General features: G+C 37.8%; 14 protein-coding genes and 1 pseudogene. 5 read left to right on the forward strand and 10 right to left on the reverse strand.

Going from position 1 to position 16,018, the window contains the following annotated elements:
- Positions 1-525 precede the first annotated feature (525 nt).
- The 7 genes from GSM42_RS10990 to GSM42_RS11020 all read right to left on the reverse strand — a co-directional run bounded on the left by GSM42_RS10990 (position 526) and on the right by GSM42_RS11020 (position 6,524).
- Entirely contained in the window at positions 526-1,008 is a 483-nt protein-coding gene (locus GSM42_RS10990; protein WP_160801585.1) for a glycosyl-4,4'-diaponeurosporenoate acyltransferase CrtO family protein, read from the reverse strand.
- Between the two features lie 58 nt (positions 1,009-1,066).
- The gene (locus tag GSM42_RS10995) at positions 1,067-1,222 is read right to left on the reverse strand and encodes a hypothetical protein (RefSeq protein WP_160801586.1); all 156 of its coding nucleotides are present in this window, start codon (positions 1,220-1,222) and stop codon (positions 1,067-1,069) included.
- Positions 1,223-1,564: 342 nt separating this feature from the next.
- The gene (locus GSM42_RS11000; RefSeq protein ID WP_160801587.1) at positions 1,565-3,082 is read right to left on the reverse strand and encodes an alpha/beta hydrolase family protein; all 1,518 of its coding nucleotides are present in this window, start codon (positions 3,080-3,082) and stop codon (positions 1,565-1,567) included.
- Between the two features lie 50 nt (positions 3,083-3,132).
- Positions 3,133-3,897, reverse strand: coding sequence for an ABC transporter permease (locus GSM42_RS11005; protein WP_160801588.1), 765 nt, complete (start codon positions 3,895-3,897; stop codon positions 3,133-3,135).
- On the reverse strand, positions 3,890-4,801 hold the full coding sequence (locus GSM42_RS11010; RefSeq protein WP_338055290.1) for an ABC transporter ATP-binding protein: 912 nt from the start codon (positions 4,799-4,801) through the stop codon (positions 3,890-3,892). The genes GSM42_RS11005 and GSM42_RS11010 overlap by 8 nt, the downstream gene beginning before the upstream one ends.
- 102 nt (positions 4,802-4,903) lie before the next feature.
- Complete coding sequence (locus GSM42_RS11015) at positions 4,904-5,821, reverse strand: sensor histidine kinase (protein WP_160801590.1); 918 nt, start codon at positions 5,819-5,821, stop codon at positions 4,904-4,906.
- A 1-nt stretch (position 5,822) separates the two neighbouring features.
- Positions 5,823-6,524, reverse strand: a complete 702-nt coding sequence (locus tag GSM42_RS11020) for a response regulator transcription factor (protein ID WP_160801591.1) — start codon at positions 6,522-6,524, stop codon at positions 5,823-5,825.
- A 673-nt stretch (positions 6,525-7,197) separates the two neighbouring features.
- Between GSM42_RS11020 and GSM42_RS11025 the strand changes: the two genes are divergently transcribed.
- From GSM42_RS11025 to GSM42_RS11035, 3 genes are all read left to right on the forward strand, one after another.
- Positions 7,198-8,157 (forward strand): helix-turn-helix transcriptional regulator, encoded by a 960-nt coding sequence (locus GSM42_RS11025; protein ID WP_160801592.1) that lies wholly within the window; start codon positions 7,198-7,200, stop codon positions 8,155-8,157.
- Between the two features lie 119 nt (positions 8,158-8,276).
- Entirely contained in the window at positions 8,277-9,470 is a 1,194-nt protein-coding gene (locus tag GSM42_RS11030) for an MFS transporter (RefSeq protein ID WP_160801593.1), read from the forward strand.
- A 14-nt stretch (positions 9,471-9,484) separates the two neighbouring features.
- On the forward strand, positions 9,485-10,618 hold the full coding sequence (locus GSM42_RS11035; protein ID WP_160801594.1) for an FAD-dependent monooxygenase: 1,134 nt from the start codon (positions 9,485-9,487) through the stop codon (positions 10,616-10,618).
- A gap of 72 nt (positions 10,619-10,690) precedes the next feature.
- On the opposite strand, the pseudogene GSM42_RS11040 reads toward GSM42_RS11035, so the two are convergent.
- The 3 genes and pseudogenes from GSM42_RS11040 to GSM42_RS11050 all read right to left on the reverse strand — a co-directional run.
- A pseudogene (locus GSM42_RS11040) lies at positions 10,691-11,025 on the reverse strand (aldo/keto reductase); the annotation flags it as partial.
- Positions 11,026-11,134: 109 nt separating this feature from the next.
- The gene (locus GSM42_RS11045; protein ID WP_160801595.1) at positions 11,135-12,274 is read right to left on the reverse strand and encodes a sensor histidine kinase; all 1,140 of its coding nucleotides are present in this window, start codon (positions 12,272-12,274) and stop codon (positions 11,135-11,137) included.
- Positions 12,271-12,957 (reverse strand): response regulator transcription factor, encoded by a 687-nt coding sequence (locus GSM42_RS11050; protein WP_160801596.1) that lies wholly within the window; start codon positions 12,955-12,957, stop codon positions 12,271-12,273. Before GSM42_RS11050 ends, GSM42_RS11045 begins: the two co-directional genes overlap by 4 nt.
- Before the next feature lie 291 nt (positions 12,958-13,248).
- Between GSM42_RS11050 and GSM42_RS11055 the strand changes: the two genes are divergently transcribed.
- Both GSM42_RS11055 and GSM42_RS11060 read left to right on the forward strand, forming a co-directional pair.
- Entirely contained in the window at positions 13,249-14,748 is a 1,500-nt protein-coding gene (locus tag GSM42_RS11055) for an FAD-dependent oxidoreductase (protein ID WP_160801597.1), read from the forward strand.
- Positions 14,749-14,791: 43 nt separating this feature from the next.
- Complete coding sequence (locus tag GSM42_RS11060; RefSeq protein ID WP_160801598.1) at positions 14,792-15,991, forward strand: MFS transporter; 1,200 nt, start codon at positions 14,792-14,794, stop codon at positions 15,989-15,991.
- Positions 15,992-16,018: the final 27 nt, after the last annotated feature.

Consider the following 16,018-nt stretch of genomic DNA (forward strand, 5'->3'; position numbering starts at 1 on the left):
CGTGGAAGAATTTTAAGATTGATTTTGTCTCTATTTATATGGATATTAATCGCCATTGTAATGATAGGAATTATGGACTTTCGCTTATTAGGAACAGCAGCCTATTCGATCGTCTTTTTACTTAGGCATCATTTGACTTTCCACAAGGAGCTAGTTATGTTGGAGATGTGATCATGGAATTGAATTCCATCAATATCGTTTGTTGGATTGGCGTCATTTTATGGATATTAACTAATTAGTTTACAGACGTCAGGAATTTATGTGAAGCTTGCGATCATCCAAAAGCTTCATCTAAACCTATAAACAACATCTTATCTACACCTTGGAGAAAGGCTTTACTTATGCAGCCATAGTAATTCCGATTGGATACTTCTTAACTCGACGGTCATTTTACCTAGGTATTCCATTAGGGACAACACAAGCGTTTCTTGAAAAATGAAACGCGAAACACCAAACGCATAGCTGTATGGTGCTCCATTAGGATCTGTGGCAATTGGGGAGGAATTTTCTTACTTCGGGACTGATTCAACGTTGGGAAAAAGTTTTTCCTCGTTGAGTTCCGTTCTTATCATTTTTAGTCTGATTTCCCGTTTTTAGATTGGTTTTATTTAGGATTCTATATATTCTTATTCGGTTATATCTTAGTAACATAATCGGGTAGATATTTGTAAAAATATTAATTAAGTTGAGTAAAACAATAGTTACAATATCTATATTACTATCTACATCTAAAAATAGTAATACCGATCCTGCCAGCATAAAGACTGCTAAAATCACATGTGATCTCTCACTATTTTTACTTATTTTTTCAAATTCATATAATCCATTTATTGAATATTTTTGTAAATAATAGTTTCTAATAGAAGGTTTGTCTCTTCTGTTCTTCGTTTGATACAACAACAGCCTTTTAAAAAACTTGATCCCCATATATTCATAAAATTTTTCATTTTTTTCAAATGATTTGATCTGATAATAACTTTCATTGAAGATCTTATTTATTAATTTCATCTATCCCCCTACTTTCATACTAAAATAGTACTGACTCACTCTACTATATCCTAATGATTCAAAAACCACGAACCAATTTTTCTCCCTCTCCCGTATCAAAATATTTTACGTTTTCAGAGAGGAGAGAAGCCCTCTTATATAACAAAATAAAAAGATTTTCATCTGCTCGATTTTGCTCTTGCTTATGAGCTTTTTTTTGCTGCTGTATATACATCAAATGTCACCCTTAATTGCGATATAGGGTTTTTTTGGAGTTAGACAGTGCCTTTTGTGCAATCCGAAATTTCGCTCCTAAAGTGCCATCTTATTACTGGTCCTTTAATACAAGAAAGATCAAAAGCGGACTTTCTCAAAATAGAGAAAGGCGTTTTTGATCTACACCACTTCTTTCACTTGAAAAAAATGTTCAAAGCATGGTACACTTTCTTCTTTTCTCTGATAACACAATGCATAAATTTTATGTTTATCAAATGGAGATAAAGCAGTCGTCAGAATAGAGCTACATTGTCTGATATAGCCAAAGTAACGAATCAACTTCGGTTTTTGTTAAATCCACTTACTTCAAGTTTACTTTCTGCAGTTCCGGATATTTTTTTAACAAAGAGTCCAATGAAGGATTCGCTTCGCCTTGCAAGTGTTGGTTAAAAAATGTGGAAATGACATCACCCGAAAGATTTAAGTTTAAAGCTGGGTCCATTTCCCCTTTAATCCCGATAAGTTCGCGAAGCGGGCTTTCTATGAAAAGACCAATATCATTGTATTTCATATGATCGCTGCCTTTAATCGTAAATAAATTGCCAGATTTCTTGAGAACTTGGACTAACCCCAAAGTATTTTTTTGATCCAGCTCATAAGCCTTTTTATATTCTTTTTCGCTACCATACATGGTGAGATTCATGTTTTGTTCATCTTTAGGCATATCTTCAAATTTTTTGAGCAAGCCTTCCCGATTTTGAATGGATTGAGCATGACCTGAATCGCTGGCCAACATCAAAAAAGGAGCGATATGTTTCACATCTTTTTTCGGAGAGATATAGACTCGTCCATCCAGATTAATTGCTGCCTTCACTCGACTATCATTGTTAGCCAAATTATAAGCAACTGCACCTCCCACAGAGTGTCCAATTGCACCGATTTTATCTAAATCTATCCTTCCTTTAAATGCAGTATCCATCTTACCTTTATTTAATTCTCCTAACTTTGTAGTCACAAATTTAGCATCATCGGCCATGATTTGATTAATGATTGCATCTAAATTTCCTGTGTTAAAATTGTCTGGGTTTGCTTCTTTTGCTGAAACGACTCGATCAGGAAACGCCGTTGCTGCAGAGGTATAAGTATGATCGATCGCTACAACGATAAATCCATGACTAGCCAAGTTCTCACTCATAGAAGTTTGGACTTCCATCGAATCACCAGCTCCATGGGAAAACAGCACTACTGGATAGTTTTGTTTTTTAACTGAAATTTGCAGGTTTTCTTTCGCGTGCGTTTTGACCAAATTCAGATGATCGAACATGAAACTGGGCATACCGTAATGCTTGGTAAATAATCGGATCAACTCGGATGAATTATGAAAGTAAGTAAAAAAAGGTTTTGACTCATCTTTTTGGGCTGGATAATAAACTTTCGCCATCACTTCTCTTCTTTTTTTCGATGATTTATCTAAGAACGGATCTTTCCTTTTCTCGTCAATCAGATGAAAATACTTTACTCCTACATCATAACTCCCCGTTGGTTTAGGAAGTGTGAAAACTGGAAGGGCGTATGCTAAAAATGATGTAAGAACAAGTGCAAGTAAAGATAAACTAACAGTAATTACTTTGATAACTTTTGGAATCTTACGTGCAAATAAATCATTATTTATTTTTGCTAAAGCATAAAGAGTAAACAAAATCACAAACAGATACGAAAAAAACATTTGGTATCGGAATCCTTCAAATACCCCATGAAGTGCCAACACTGTTAGATTGGCACTAACAGCCCCTAGCCATATTTTTTTTGCATCTGTCCGATAAGCTAAAATGAATGTACCTAAATGAATGAATATTAATATTATTTCGAAAATACGCATTACATCTCCTCCAATTTTAAAACCTAATCCTTACACTAAATTATCTGTTATTAAGTTCCACTATGAACATCTGCACGTGTATAATAAAAAATGCAGAAACCAAGTGAAACAACAAAAGTTACTATCAAAATAACCAACGCAGGAATCACATACGGGTTAGGCCCCATCTCAGCTAAACCTTGAGCTAGATCACGAACTGGCCAATAAGGTGTAAGCCAAGGAAATAAGATGACGTCCATACTATGACCTAATTCGCATATTGCCGCAATAAGAGAGACCCCTCCTCCTAACACCGCAGTAGGTATGACACTCTTCCAAACCATGCTTATTGCTGCTGCTACTGGAATGGTGCCAAATGAGAGAACACAAATCAATAAATTCATCTTCAACCCCAACAATACCGTAGTTAGATCTAATTGATGTATTACAAATAGCGTGGAGCTGACCACGATCAGAAATGAAAGTATGGAAGTGATCGAAATAAGTATCCACACTACCAATAATTTTACAAAAAGAAAACTGACACGTGAGACTGGATAGGAAAATAGTTGATTGATTGTACGTTCCTGATACTCACGAGCTACCACATATCCGGTCATCAAAGAAAATAATAACGGCCCTAGTATTGTTACAATCATCCCTTGTCGATAAAACAATTCTTGGAGATCTAAAGGTACAATAGTCCCATCGGGACCTACTTTCGGTGACACTGCCATCAAACTCCATAGACAAACAGGTATTAATGCAACGAGGATCAACCAGTATATTTTTGTGTGTTTAAGTTTTATGATTTCGGCATAAACAACATTAAGCAAGTTTGTCCCCTCCCGTTAATTTAAGAAAGTAATCTTCTAAATTCTCCCTAGATAACACGATTTCTTTTACACCAATATTTTGATCGGTCAAGGTCTTATTCACCAGATCAGTTTGGTCTAGACATTCATATATTCGCAAAATGCCAGTTCCAGCTACTTGATAGTCCGTTACCTTTAGCTTTTGTTCTAAAACATAAGCTGCACGTTGATCATCATCAACCTTCATCTCCAAAAAGCGCCTCGTCTTTTGCTGTAGCGTTTTATCGTCTATTTCCTCAAGCAATCTACCTTTATGAATAATTCCAATACGATTCGCCACTTGCTCCATTTCGCTTAACAAATGACTGGAGATAATAAAAGTAATTCCGCGTTGCTTCGCTAATTTTAAAAAGAGTTCTCGAACTTCCCGAATCGCACCCGGATCTAATCCATTGGTTGGTTCATCCAAAATCAAAAGTTCTGGACGATGAAGCAGAGCCCTTGCAATCCCTAATCTTTGCTTCATTCCTAAGGAGTAATGCTTCACTTTTTGCTTTTTTACATCAAAGAGACCAACGGTGGTTAAAACCTCATCAATTGATTCTTGATTACCTATTCCCATCAGACGACGATGAATCTCTAGATTTTCTACTGCACTCAGATTAAGGTAAAATCCAGGATATTCAATGATTGCACCAATTCGTTCTAATGCTTTGATTCGATTGCCATGAAAACTTTCCTGAAATAGTTCAAACTCCCCTGATGTTGGGCGAATCAGACCGATGAGCATGCGAAGCGTGGTTGTCTTACCTGCACCATTCTGTCCCAAAAAGCCATAAATATCACCAGCTTTCACATTCATATTCAGATCACTGACTATTGCATGACTTCCATATTGTTTGGTTAACTGATGGGTTTGTAACACATAATTCAAAGTGATCGACTCCCTTCCATACTTACTATATAGAAGTGTTCTAACATGCTATATAAATATTCCTTACAAAGATCTTAAATTTTCGATTCCTTTTCAATTCCTCATAAATCCAAATGAAAAAATGGTTTTTTCATTTGGAGCACTTGTTACAGTGATCTTACCCCCATGCTTTTCAACAAGATTCTTGGCAATAGTTAATCCCAGACCTGTTCCTTGAGTAGAAGTATTCCTTGAAACAGACCCAGTATAAAGTCTCTCAAAAACATAGGGGATATCTTCTTTAGAAATCCCTTTGCCTTTATCCCAAACATCGACCCAGACAAGATCTCCTTCCTCTCGGAGACCTACCCCAATTTCCTTACCATCATAACCGTAACGCAAGGCATTCGACAAAAAGTTGTTTAAGATCCGGTGTAAACAGTCTACATCAGCCTTGACATAAAAAGGTTCATCAGGCATGTTGATTACAGGTACAATATCTGCCTTTACAAACACTGGATAGAATCCGACAAGAACTTCCGAAATGATTTGCACCAAGTCTATTTTTTGTAAGTTTAGTTTAAAATCGTTTGCTTCCAGCTTTGCCAATTCAAAAAAGTCTTGCAATAGTTTAAGCAAGGAATTCCCTTTATTAGTTATGATTTGTAGAAATTCACCCTTCTCTTTTGTTGTCAAAGTAGGATCATTTCTCATTGCTTCAATATATCCTAATAATGAAGTCAACGGAGTTCGTAAATCGTGAGAAATATTCGCGACCATCCTTTTTCGCTCTTCCTCCAAAAATTCGATGCGCTCAAAATCAACTTGAAAGTGATCCATAAGTTGATTCAATGCTTCAGCCAATTCTTTTACGTCTTTTTGAGATGTACGTAATCGATAGCGTAGATTCAGACTACCTGTCTGTATCTCCTTTGTAATCAAGGTCATCTTTTTTAATTGAAAAAGTAGCTGTATGTGCTTAATAAAAAGAAAGAAGATGACGAATAGAAGTACAAGAAGCAGGTTCCACATATTAGCACCTCTCACCCAATTTGTATCCAAAACCCCACATCGTTTGTAAATAGACAGGATTGGACGGATCTTTTTCAATCTTTGTTCTGAGGCGATTGATATGAACCATGACTGTATTGTAGTCTCCTATACTCTCTTCTCCCCATACTGCCTGAAAGATATGGGACTTTGTAAACACACGTGTTGGATTTTCTAGAAATAGCTTCAAAATAGCAAATTCCTTGGCAGTTACATTTTTTTTCTGCCCGCTAACAGTAATTTCATATGTGCCCATATTCAGCTCTAAATCTCCATGCTTTAATATCTTCTCTCTGTTTTCAGATGCATCGAATTTAAAGTCCATATACCTACGAAGCTGCGCCTTGACTCTTGCGATCAGTTCACCAATGGTGAAAGGTTTAGTCATATAATCATCAGCGCCGAGTTCTAAACTAGATATTTTATCCATTTCACTGTCTCTTGCAGATAAAATAATAATCGGAAAGGTTTTCTTTTCTCGAACAATTCGCAAGACTTCTTGTCCATTAACCTTCGGCAGCATCAAATCTAAAATAATCAGCTGATATTCATATTTTGATAGATAAGCTAATGCTTCCTTTCCGTTATATACACCATCTGTTTGGTAACCTTCTTTTCTTAGATATCTTGTCACTAATTGATTAATCTCTCTATCATCTTCAATCACTAAAATTCGGATATCCATTCGCTTCTCCTTTGTTTTTTCATTTTTAAGGTTTTAGGCTTTTTAAACACGAGATACTACCTTCTCTACTTTTTTATGATAGGTTCATTTTTACTATTAGACTATTTTTCCATAACAAATGTTGATAAGCTTCTGTACTCATTATCTAATAGCACTTGCTACCCATACCAAAGCGAAGATGCTAGCGGATGGAGCAACCTTTGTAATTTTTAGATGGCAGACACGGAAAACATAGTTCAACTTGTGCCGTAGGCACGCAATCATCAAGCGGTTTCCTAACATGTTTAAACGTTATTTATGCAACAACACTAATAAACAAAAAAAACCTTATTTTCATGTATCTGTCCCTGTTATCGTATGTTCAATCATTTTATTAGTTTATCAATAATAGTTATAAACAAGAACAGCATATATGTTTACTTATAACAAATGACAAAATTCGCCTCCTCTACCTCTGAGAAGACGATACACAACTTTTTCCTCGGATTACAAAGCGAGAAAACGTTGGAACTACCAAATGACGATGGCGCGTCATCAAAGTCAAATGCCTGTTGTATGAATATAGATGTCTAAGATATAGTCATAAGGTCAAATATCAATCTGCTAACTCATTGTCCCTTTTAGAAAAATCAGTATTATTTATATATGGACTATTTGAGGAGGTTGACATATCATGCACGATACTTTATTTAATCAATTATCAGCAACGACTACCCCTTTTTATCAAAAGCAGTCTTACGAACATGTACTACACTACCCTCCTGATATTGCAGAAGGAAAAGTGACTCGCTATCTGCTGCGAGATGGTTTTGAATTAATTATCAGAGATTTAAAAATGCATCAGTCGTTCAGATTGGAAACCTATCAAGAATCTCCTTTATTTGAACTTGGTTTCAATCTGTATGGAGATATGTTGTTTCAAGCAAATCATAAAACCTATCACACACATAACAACCAAATTAGTATGAGTTTTTTACATGATTCTTTCGTGAGCCTGAAACAGTCTGCTGGCGATCATATTTTAACAGTGGGTATCCATCTTACTGAATCTGCTATTCACGATTATTTTTTTCAATTTTTGCAAGATGACCAACAAACCATTGATTCCTTTTTCAAAAAGGGTGAAGCTAGATTTCTTCAAAAACCAACTGATATCATTTTACAGGTAGTCCTACAACAGATTCTTCAATGTCCCTATTCGGGAAACACAGGAAAGATGTATTTAGAAAGCAAAGCTTTAGAGCTACTAACTGTCTATTTTGCGAAATACGAAAATCAGAACAAAGCAATTCATACCATCAAATGGTCCAAATCAGATAAAGAGCAAATTGAACAAGCGAAAGAGTGGATTATCCGTCATTTAGAAGATCCCATCACCATTGGTTCGATTTCGCAAGCCATAGGGATCAACGATTTTAAATTAAAAAAAGGATTTCGTGAACTATTAGGGACTACCGTTTTTCATTATATTCGCGAACAAAGACTAGCCAAAGCTCAACAATTACTTATTATAGGAGAAATGAATGTAACAGAAGTCTCCATTGCTGTTGGCTATCAGAACCCAAGTCGTTTTGCTGCAGTATTTAAAAACAAATTCGGCATCACACCCAGCCAATATCGATTTGTTAAGTAACCTAAAAAGAGGTTGCTTTTTTTATTGCTCCCGATTGGATTAAAACTAATCCCAATTGGAGCAGTGCAGATTCATTTAATCATCGATAATTACTACAAAGAAATGAGGTGTCAAATTCGATGCATTCAAAATGGATTATTTTTTTCACTGTACTCAGTGGTTGGATGGGTATCGCAGTAATCAATCCTTTAATGGGTCCTATCGCACGAAACATGGGCTTAACAGAAATGCATGCTGGTTGGCTCATTGCAATCACTGGAATCATGGTGATTGTAGGGAGTCTTTACTTGGGTCAAAAAAGCGATATATGGGGAAGGAAAAAAGTCTTACTCATAGGAATGACTGGATTTACTGTTACCATGCTGTTGTTTGGGATCTTCGTTCAGATTGGGTTAGCAGAACCATCAAATCTATGGGCAATTTTTCTGTTACTGTTGTTGATTCGCCTGATCCAAGGTTTATTTTTTGGAGCTATTCCTTCCACAGGACAAGCTTATATGGCTGATCTCACAACTGGAAAAGAACGAATCTCAGCAATGTCTCTGATTAGTAGTACGAATGGCTTAGGGTTTGTATTTGGACCTATATTAGGGGCTTTAACTGCTGGATTCCACATCGCAACTCCATTTTTTATCATAGCGCTTATAACAGCAATTGTAACCATATGGATTTGGGTTTCACTAGTCAACAAAAAATCGAATAGCAACAATGGTGAGAATGCAGATATAGGAAAACCCATACTTTTCTCTAAAGTATGGCTACCGCTTGCTTGTAGCTTATTGCTCGCAATGTCATTATCCATGATGCAAGTTATTTCTGGTTTTTATATTCAAGATACCTTGCACCTATCGATAAAAGACGCAACACGTTATGTCAGTATCTTCATTACTACCGCAGGTCTAGCCTTGGTGTTTGCCCAAATACTCATCGTCAATCGATTTCGTTGGTCACCTAGAAAACTGATGAGTATTGGATTGCCGATTGTCTGTTTTGGCTTTCTTTTGTTGTCCATCTCTCATGAGATTCTTTATTTCTTTATCTCCTTCTTGCTAATTGGCATCGGGATTGGTATGGCTTTACCTGGGTCTATGTCGGCAACTTCGTTAATCGTTGATCGGACGCAACAAGGGAAAATTGCAGGAATCATTACTGCACTCAATGGAACAGGGGCGGTCATTGCTCCTTTACTTGGAACTTCACTCTATCAATTGTCCCCACAATTTCCCTTTTACACTTGTATCTTTTTGTTATTAGGAGCGAGTCTGTTGATCTGGACTTTAGGTAGAAAGACACTCAATCCATCCAATATTTAAGTAGGTGAACAAAGATGAATATTTTAATTTCAGGTGCTGGAATCGCTGGACTTACGCTAGCAAAACGGCTGTTAATGGAAGGTTATCAACCAACCATTATTGAAAAAGCAACTACCTTTCGCTCAGTAGGATCCATGGTCGAATTGAATCAAGATGCGATTACTGTCTTAAAAAAAATGGGTTTGATAGATGAAATACAAAAAAGAAATGTAAAATTAGCAAAACGACAATTCCTTGATGCAAAGGGAAATCTATTATATGAACTATCCATGAAAACTACCAAAGGCTCGGAGTTAGAAAGAGTTTTGATTCATCGTTTCACCTGGCATGATATCCTATATCGATCAGTATATGAACATATACCAATCCAATTTGGATCAAACATTCAGGCACTATCTGAGGATGAAACAGGAATTCAGGTTACTTTTCAAAACGGAATACAGCAACACTATGATTTGGTCATTGGTGCAGATGGTGTTCATTCACAAACAAGAAAACTCCTACTTGGAAATCAATATGAACAACATGAGGATATTGGGTACATGGTATTTACCATAAAAAATCCGATCATAAAAAAAATGCCTGTTCATCTAGAAATGGGAATAAATTATGCAACTTATCTCCCTGGCTTTTATCTACAATTTGGTTTTGATGAAAACTATGCAGCCGGCTTGTTCATGTATCAAAAAGACCGAAATATCAAGTTTTCAGGAGAACAGAAAAAAACATTCTTATTACAGAAATGTAAGTCTATTGAGTGGGGAATCCATCAGGTGATAGAGCAAATTGATCCTGCTTATATATATGAAGACACAATGAGCATAATTAACTTACCTGAGTGGAGTAAAGGAAGAACGGTCTGGGTTGGAGACGCTGCACATGCTATGACCTTTATGCTAGGAACAGGTGGGGGGAAAGCAATGCTTGGAGCGGATCGTCTAGTGAATGCATTGATGGAAACTACTAATTACAAAGAAGCATTCTCTAAATATGAATCTCTTCATCGGATTGATGTAGAGAGATTACAACAGAAATCCGTTGAAGCAGCAAAGTTTACAATCTCTAATAGTTTAGAGGAATTCAAACAAAAAAATTTGTTACTGCAACATGCTCCAGATCAATTATTAAAAAGATACTCCTCTGAATAATAAAATTTAAATAATTTCAGGTCCACAAATAACGAAAAACCACCTTCTCAAAAACATGAGAAGGTGGTTTTTTACACTACTTCTTAACAACCACGCCAATGCCACATGTGACTCTTTTTCTCTCAATTCCGCACACAACTTAGAAAATTTCTCAAGCTGTGAGTGATGTATTTCAATAAATCGATCGTTGTGATGTGAGTGGTCCTATTTTTATTTAATGCATTCCCACCGAGAACTCCCCCTGCTAAAGGACTCCATGCCACCACGCCTAATCCCAAATCTTTAGTAGCAGGTAATACCTCCAATTCAGGAGTTCTTTCTAATAAACTGTATTTGTGTTGTTCAGTAACTAATCCCATAAAATGACGCTCTTTGGCTGCTGCTTGTGCTTTTACCAAATGCCAACCCAGCAAACTTATTCCCTTGTTAGTTTAGATCAGAATGGGTGCGCACCTACAAAGATGCTGTACTTCCCACAAATAGTAATAAATATAAAATAGGAATCTCAAAAATAGTTCACAAGGTCAAATCATTTCTATAAAGCTCTGAAGGCAAGTAAACGGTAAATGTCGTTCCCTCGTCTGGTTGGCTCACAACGTTGATAAAACCTCCGTGAGCTTTAACAAATTGGTGAGCAATGGACAATCCAATCCCTGTTCCGCCTGTATGCCGTGATCGAGCCTTTTCTACCCGATAAAAACGATCGAACAGATGAGGAAGTTCTTCCTCAGGTATCCCAATCCCGGTATCGATTACGGAAACACATGTGTAAACCTTATCTTGATCAACAACGTTGTCTTTGATATCAACCGCTATCACTCCGCCATTAGGAGTATATCGGATTGCATTAGTCAACAAGTTGATAAATACTTGCGTTATTCTTCTGGCATCGACTTTTACAATCACAGGATTTGGGCAGGAAGAGAGGCTCATCCTCAGTCCATTCTCTTCAGCCTCTATCTTTACATCATTGACGATTTGTTTCAGTTTTTCCCTCAGATCGATCGACTTGCAATCTAACGTCAGCCGTCCTGCTTCGGCCAACGACAAAACATGAAGATCATCCACTAACAAACTTAGGCGGATCACTTCGTCATGAAGTCTAAGCAGTACTTCAGGAGAGACATTTTGACTGGCTTGCTGAGTATTTTCCAACTTTAATTGCATAATAGAAAGCGGAGTGCGAAGCTCATGAGCGACATCCGCAAACATCCGCTTTCGCACAATCTCAGCTTCTCGTAAACGAAGCGTCATGTCGTTAAATGTCCGGACAACTTTCCCATATTCGTCCTTAGATTCCATAGGAACATTCACGTTTAGATCTCCTTTTGCAACCCGTTCAATAGCGGCTACAAGTTTTCGAAGCGGAAGTGTGATGACTCCTGATATCCAGAGACTAAAATACAGACCAGTTGCGATAAAAAATACAGCAATTCCAACCCCCATCAGCTTCATTTTGTCAATTACAAACGTCTTCAACATCTCCATTTGATGATCGGGTGAGGCTTTCAAAAAAGCTGTTCCGATTTGTTCCTTGCGAAATTCATCAAAAACGAGGTTCATATAAATTTGATAAGTAAAAATGTGAGAAAGGGTAATGATCAAAACAAGTAGCCCCATGTAAGCAAAAATTTTTTGCCGTACTGTCATTTTCATGATTGTTCACCGAAACGATAGCCGAAGCCGTATACGGTCTGGATATATCGCGGGTTGGCTGGGGAGTCTCCCAGTTTCCGTCGAAGGTTTCGAATATGAGAATCCATCGTCCGTTCATAACCTAAATATTCGTCTCCGAGCGCGACTTTTAATAACTGCAGGCGGCTAAAAACAATACCAGGACGTGCAGCCAATGTGTACAAAATTTTAAATTCGGTCGGTGTTAGTTGGATTTCTTGGGAGTCTTTGTATACTTGGCATTTGGCTTCGGAAATGGTCAAATTGTCTCTTTCCAAAAACTGAGGCTTGTTTTCTGGTCCATGCAAGCGCCGAAGTAACACCCGGCTGCGCGTAGCTAGTTCACGCAAGCTAAAAGGCTTTGTCAAATAATCGTCCGCTCCAATTTCCAAACCAACGATTTTATCCGATTCATCTGATCGGGCTGTGACCATAATAATGCCGCAATTCGATATTTGCCTTAACTCGCGGCAAACATCTAGGCCGCTCTTTTCAGGAAGCATCCAATCAAGCACAACAAGTTCTGGCTGCTCTAACTGGACGAGCTCAAGTGCTTTTCTTCCGTTTTGGCAGGTGTAGACTCGAAATCCTTCACGTTGCAGATAAGTTTGCATTTCTTCCAACATGTTGGTCTCATCCTCTACAATCAGCAATTTTGCTTCCATTCCAATTTCATCCTTTCAGTACAGAAATTCATATTTAATATTATATCGTGGATTAATTGGATAAATAAAAAAACCACACAAATTGAGAATAATCTGCATAAGTTCTCGACAATTATTATGTAAATTAACGTCGAAAGGGAACGGACGTACAAAAAATCATAGGAGTTTAATCTGTTCACTCAGGAGAAACAAAAAGATTAAGCCACGAAGGATTAATCCCAAGTTACTTTTTAAGATTAGCAATAGAAAAAATAGCCTATGGCGAAAGAGGACAATAGAAGGATGACAATCATGGCAAACATGAATAAAGCTGTAGTTATTGGGGCAGGAATAGCTGGACTGATAACAGCTAGAATGCTATCCGAGTATTATAAAGAGATATATATTGTGGAACGCGATGACTTACCAACAACACCAGCCAATAGGCAGGGCACTCCACAATCATTCCATCCACATCGTGTACTGCCACGCGGTCACATGATTTTAGAGCGCTACTTCTCTGGTTATACAAATGATCTGTTAGACAACGGTGCTTATCCCTCAGATGCCGAAGAGATCGTGCTTGTTAATCCGTTCGGTAATTTAATAGTTCGTCCTCCTGCTGGAAGTGCTTCGAGCAGCAGAGCTTTGTTAGAATGGGTGCTTCGCCGTCGTGTACAAAAGATTCATAATGTTCATTTTATAACTAATACGGAAGTTATAGGTTTCATGTCCTCAGAAGACCGTCAAACAATTATTGGCGTATATACAAAAGAGCGCAAAAAGAATAGCCAAGAGGATTTGCTTACAGCGGACATGGTAATCGATAGTTCTGGGCGCTCTTCGAAGGTCATCAAATGGTTGCATTCGCTCGGTCATACTGTTCCGAATCAAGAGGTGCTCAAGGTATTTCTCGGTTATAGTACCCAGTACTACAAAATTCCTCTAGAGGCGCAAAAACAATGGAGATCAGTTATATCCGATGCACAACCTGCTAAAGGAATAAGTAATGGTACGCTGATTCGTATTGAAGATGATATAGCCGGAACATTGTTGTTTAGCGCAGGTGGTGAACACTATCCTTCCATTAAACCGGATGAATACCAAGAGGAACTAAAAAGTTTAAATGCATCAGAAATTGCCAATATTATGGATTACTTAGAGCCTTTGCAAGCTCCCCGCGGATATCGTACATCTGAATCAATTCGGCAGCATTTCGAACAAATGAAGAATTGGCCGTCGGGACTGCTTGTTCTGGGTGATGCGTTCTGCAGCTTTGACCCCATTCATGGACAAGGAATAACAGTGGCTGCGATTGAAGCGGAAATAATCGAAAATTGTCTGGAAGAGCAGATACGCAATCCACAGCCATATTTTGAGCGACATGTACTGCATCGGATGCAGGAAGCCATTGAACCGGCTTGGTGGCTGAGCTCTATTGCAGATTTGCGTTGGAATGGTGTCAAACATATTGGTACAACGCCCTTAAAGGGGGTTACATTCGCCCAGAAATACATCGACTTGTTTACAAAAAAAGCGACAGAATTGGTAACGAAGGGTAACAGCAAATTTTATCTGATGCAATTCTTGATGAATTCATTGGTTCTGCCTCCTAGCAAATTCTTTAATGCAGAAATACTTACCATTATATTAAACGATAATGGCTCACCAGAAGAAAAACAAGTAAGAGCGGAGCTGGATGTTCAGGACCCTAAACTATTTCAGCAACGAATTGATGAATGTATTCCGTCATTTGATAGTGCATTTGATGAGCGTTTGAACGACGTTCTTATGTCTTTCGAACAGCAATAATTTATGGATCGATAATAAAAAAAGATACGAGGTGTTTGATTTTATGAATTCGAAGTGGATTATTTTTTCGTCTGTACTCATTATTTGGATGGGGATTGCTGTGATCAATCCTTTAATGGGGCCAATCGCACGTAGCATGGGTCTAACCGAAATACAAGCTGGATGGCTCATTTCGATCCCGGCCATCATGTCTATCGTAGGAAGCCTTTATCTGGGGCGAAAAAGTGATATCTTGGGCCGTAAAAAAATCCTTTTGCTCGGCATGACTGGATTTACGATTACAATGCTCTTTTTTGGAGTTTTGGTTCAGATGGGTTTGTCCAATTCAACATATATAGGGATAGGAATGATTTTTTTGCTCTTGCTGCTCACTCGCCTCATTCAAGGTTTTTTTGCTGGAGCCATTCCCTCTACTGGACAAGCTTATATGGCAGACATTACAACTGGAAAAGAGCGACTTTCAGCAATGGCTCTGATTGGTAGTGCGAATGGCCTAGGGTTTGTATTAGGACCTATGTTAGGAGCTTTAACTGCTGGATTCCACTTTGCAACGCCATTTTATGTGTCAGCCTTTTTGACAGCAGGTGTAACCATATGGTTATGGATATCACTACCTAACCAAAAACCGATTAACAACCTTGGTGAGAAAGAAAATATCGTAAAACCCATTCTTTTCTCTAAAGTATGGTTACCGCTTGTTTGTAGCCTATTGCTTACGATGGCATTATCCATGGTGCAAGTAACTTCTGGATTTTATATTCAAGATATATTACATCTTTCCATAAAAGACGCAACACGTTATCTCACTATCTTTATTACCATCGCCGGTCTATCCGTCGTTTTTACCCAAATACTCATTGTCAAACGCTTTCGTTGGTCACCGGCCACACTGATAAGTATTGGCTTACCGATAGTCTTTCTTGGTTTTTTCTTGTTGTCCATCACTCATCAGATTCTGTCTTTCTCTATTGCCTTCTTGCTTATTGGTATTGGGACTGGTATGGCTTTACCTGGTTCAATGTCAGCAGCTTCATTAATGGTTGATCAAACCCAACAGGGGAAAATTGCAGGGATGATTACTGCAGGCAATGCAACAGGAGTAGTTATCGCTCCTTTACTAGGAACCTATCTCTATCAATTTTCTCCACAAAGCCCTTATTATACTTGTATCATTCTGCTAATAGGAGCTAGTTTGTTGATTTGGACGGTAGGCAGAAGAAAACTGAATCTATTGAGTAGTTAGTAGGTTATCAGGATAAATATTTCGGTT

Source organism: Shimazuella alba (genome assembly GCF_009831235.1).
GTDB lineage: Bacteria > Bacillota > Bacilli > Thermoactinomycetales > Thermoactinomycetaceae > Shimazuella > Shimazuella alba.

Bases quoted from the DNA above. Each gene is read 5' to 3' on its own strand.
- GSM42_RS11025 (WP_160801592.1), top strand. From the start codon at position 7,198: ATGCACGATACTTTATTTAATCAATTATCAGCAACGACTACCCCTTTT.
- GSM42_RS11020 (WP_160801591.1), bottom strand. From the start codon at position 6,524: ATGGATATCCGAATTTTAGTGATTGAAGATGATAGAGAGATTAATCAA.
- GSM42_RS11055 (WP_160801597.1), top strand. From the start codon at position 13,249: ATGGCAAACATGAATAAAGCTGTAGTTATTGGGGCAGGAATAGCTGGA.
- GSM42_RS11060 (WP_160801598.1), top strand. From the start codon at position 14,792: ATGAATTCGAAGTGGATTATTTTTTCGTCTGTACTCATTATTTGGATG.
- GSM42_RS11050 (WP_160801596.1), bottom strand. From the start codon at position 12,957: ATGGAAGCAAAATTGCTGATTGTAGAGGATGAGACCAACATGTTGGAA.
- GSM42_RS11000 (WP_160801587.1), bottom strand. From the start codon at position 3,082: ATGCGTATTTTCGAAATAATATTAATATTCATTCATTTAGGTACATTC.
- GSM42_RS10995 (WP_160801586.1), bottom strand. From the start codon at position 1,222: ATGTATATACAGCAGCAAAAAAAAGCTCATAAGCAAGAGCAAAATCGA.
- GSM42_RS10990 (WP_160801585.1), bottom strand. From the start codon at position 1,008: ATGAAATTAATAAATAAGATCTTCAATGAAAGTTATTATCAGATCAAA.
- GSM42_RS11035 (WP_160801594.1), top strand. From the start codon at position 9,485: ATGAATATTTTAATTTCAGGTGCTGGAATCGCTGGACTTACGCTAGCA.
- GSM42_RS11015 (WP_160801590.1), bottom strand. From the start codon at position 5,821: ATGTGGAACCTGCTTCTTGTACTTCTATTCGTCATCTTCTTTCTTTTT.
- GSM42_RS11030 (WP_160801593.1), top strand. From the start codon at position 8,277: ATGCATTCAAAATGGATTATTTTTTTCACTGTACTCAGTGGTTGGATG.
- GSM42_RS11045 (WP_160801595.1), bottom strand. From the start codon at position 12,274: ATGAAAATGACAGTACGGCAAAAAATTTTTGCTTACATGGGGCTACTT.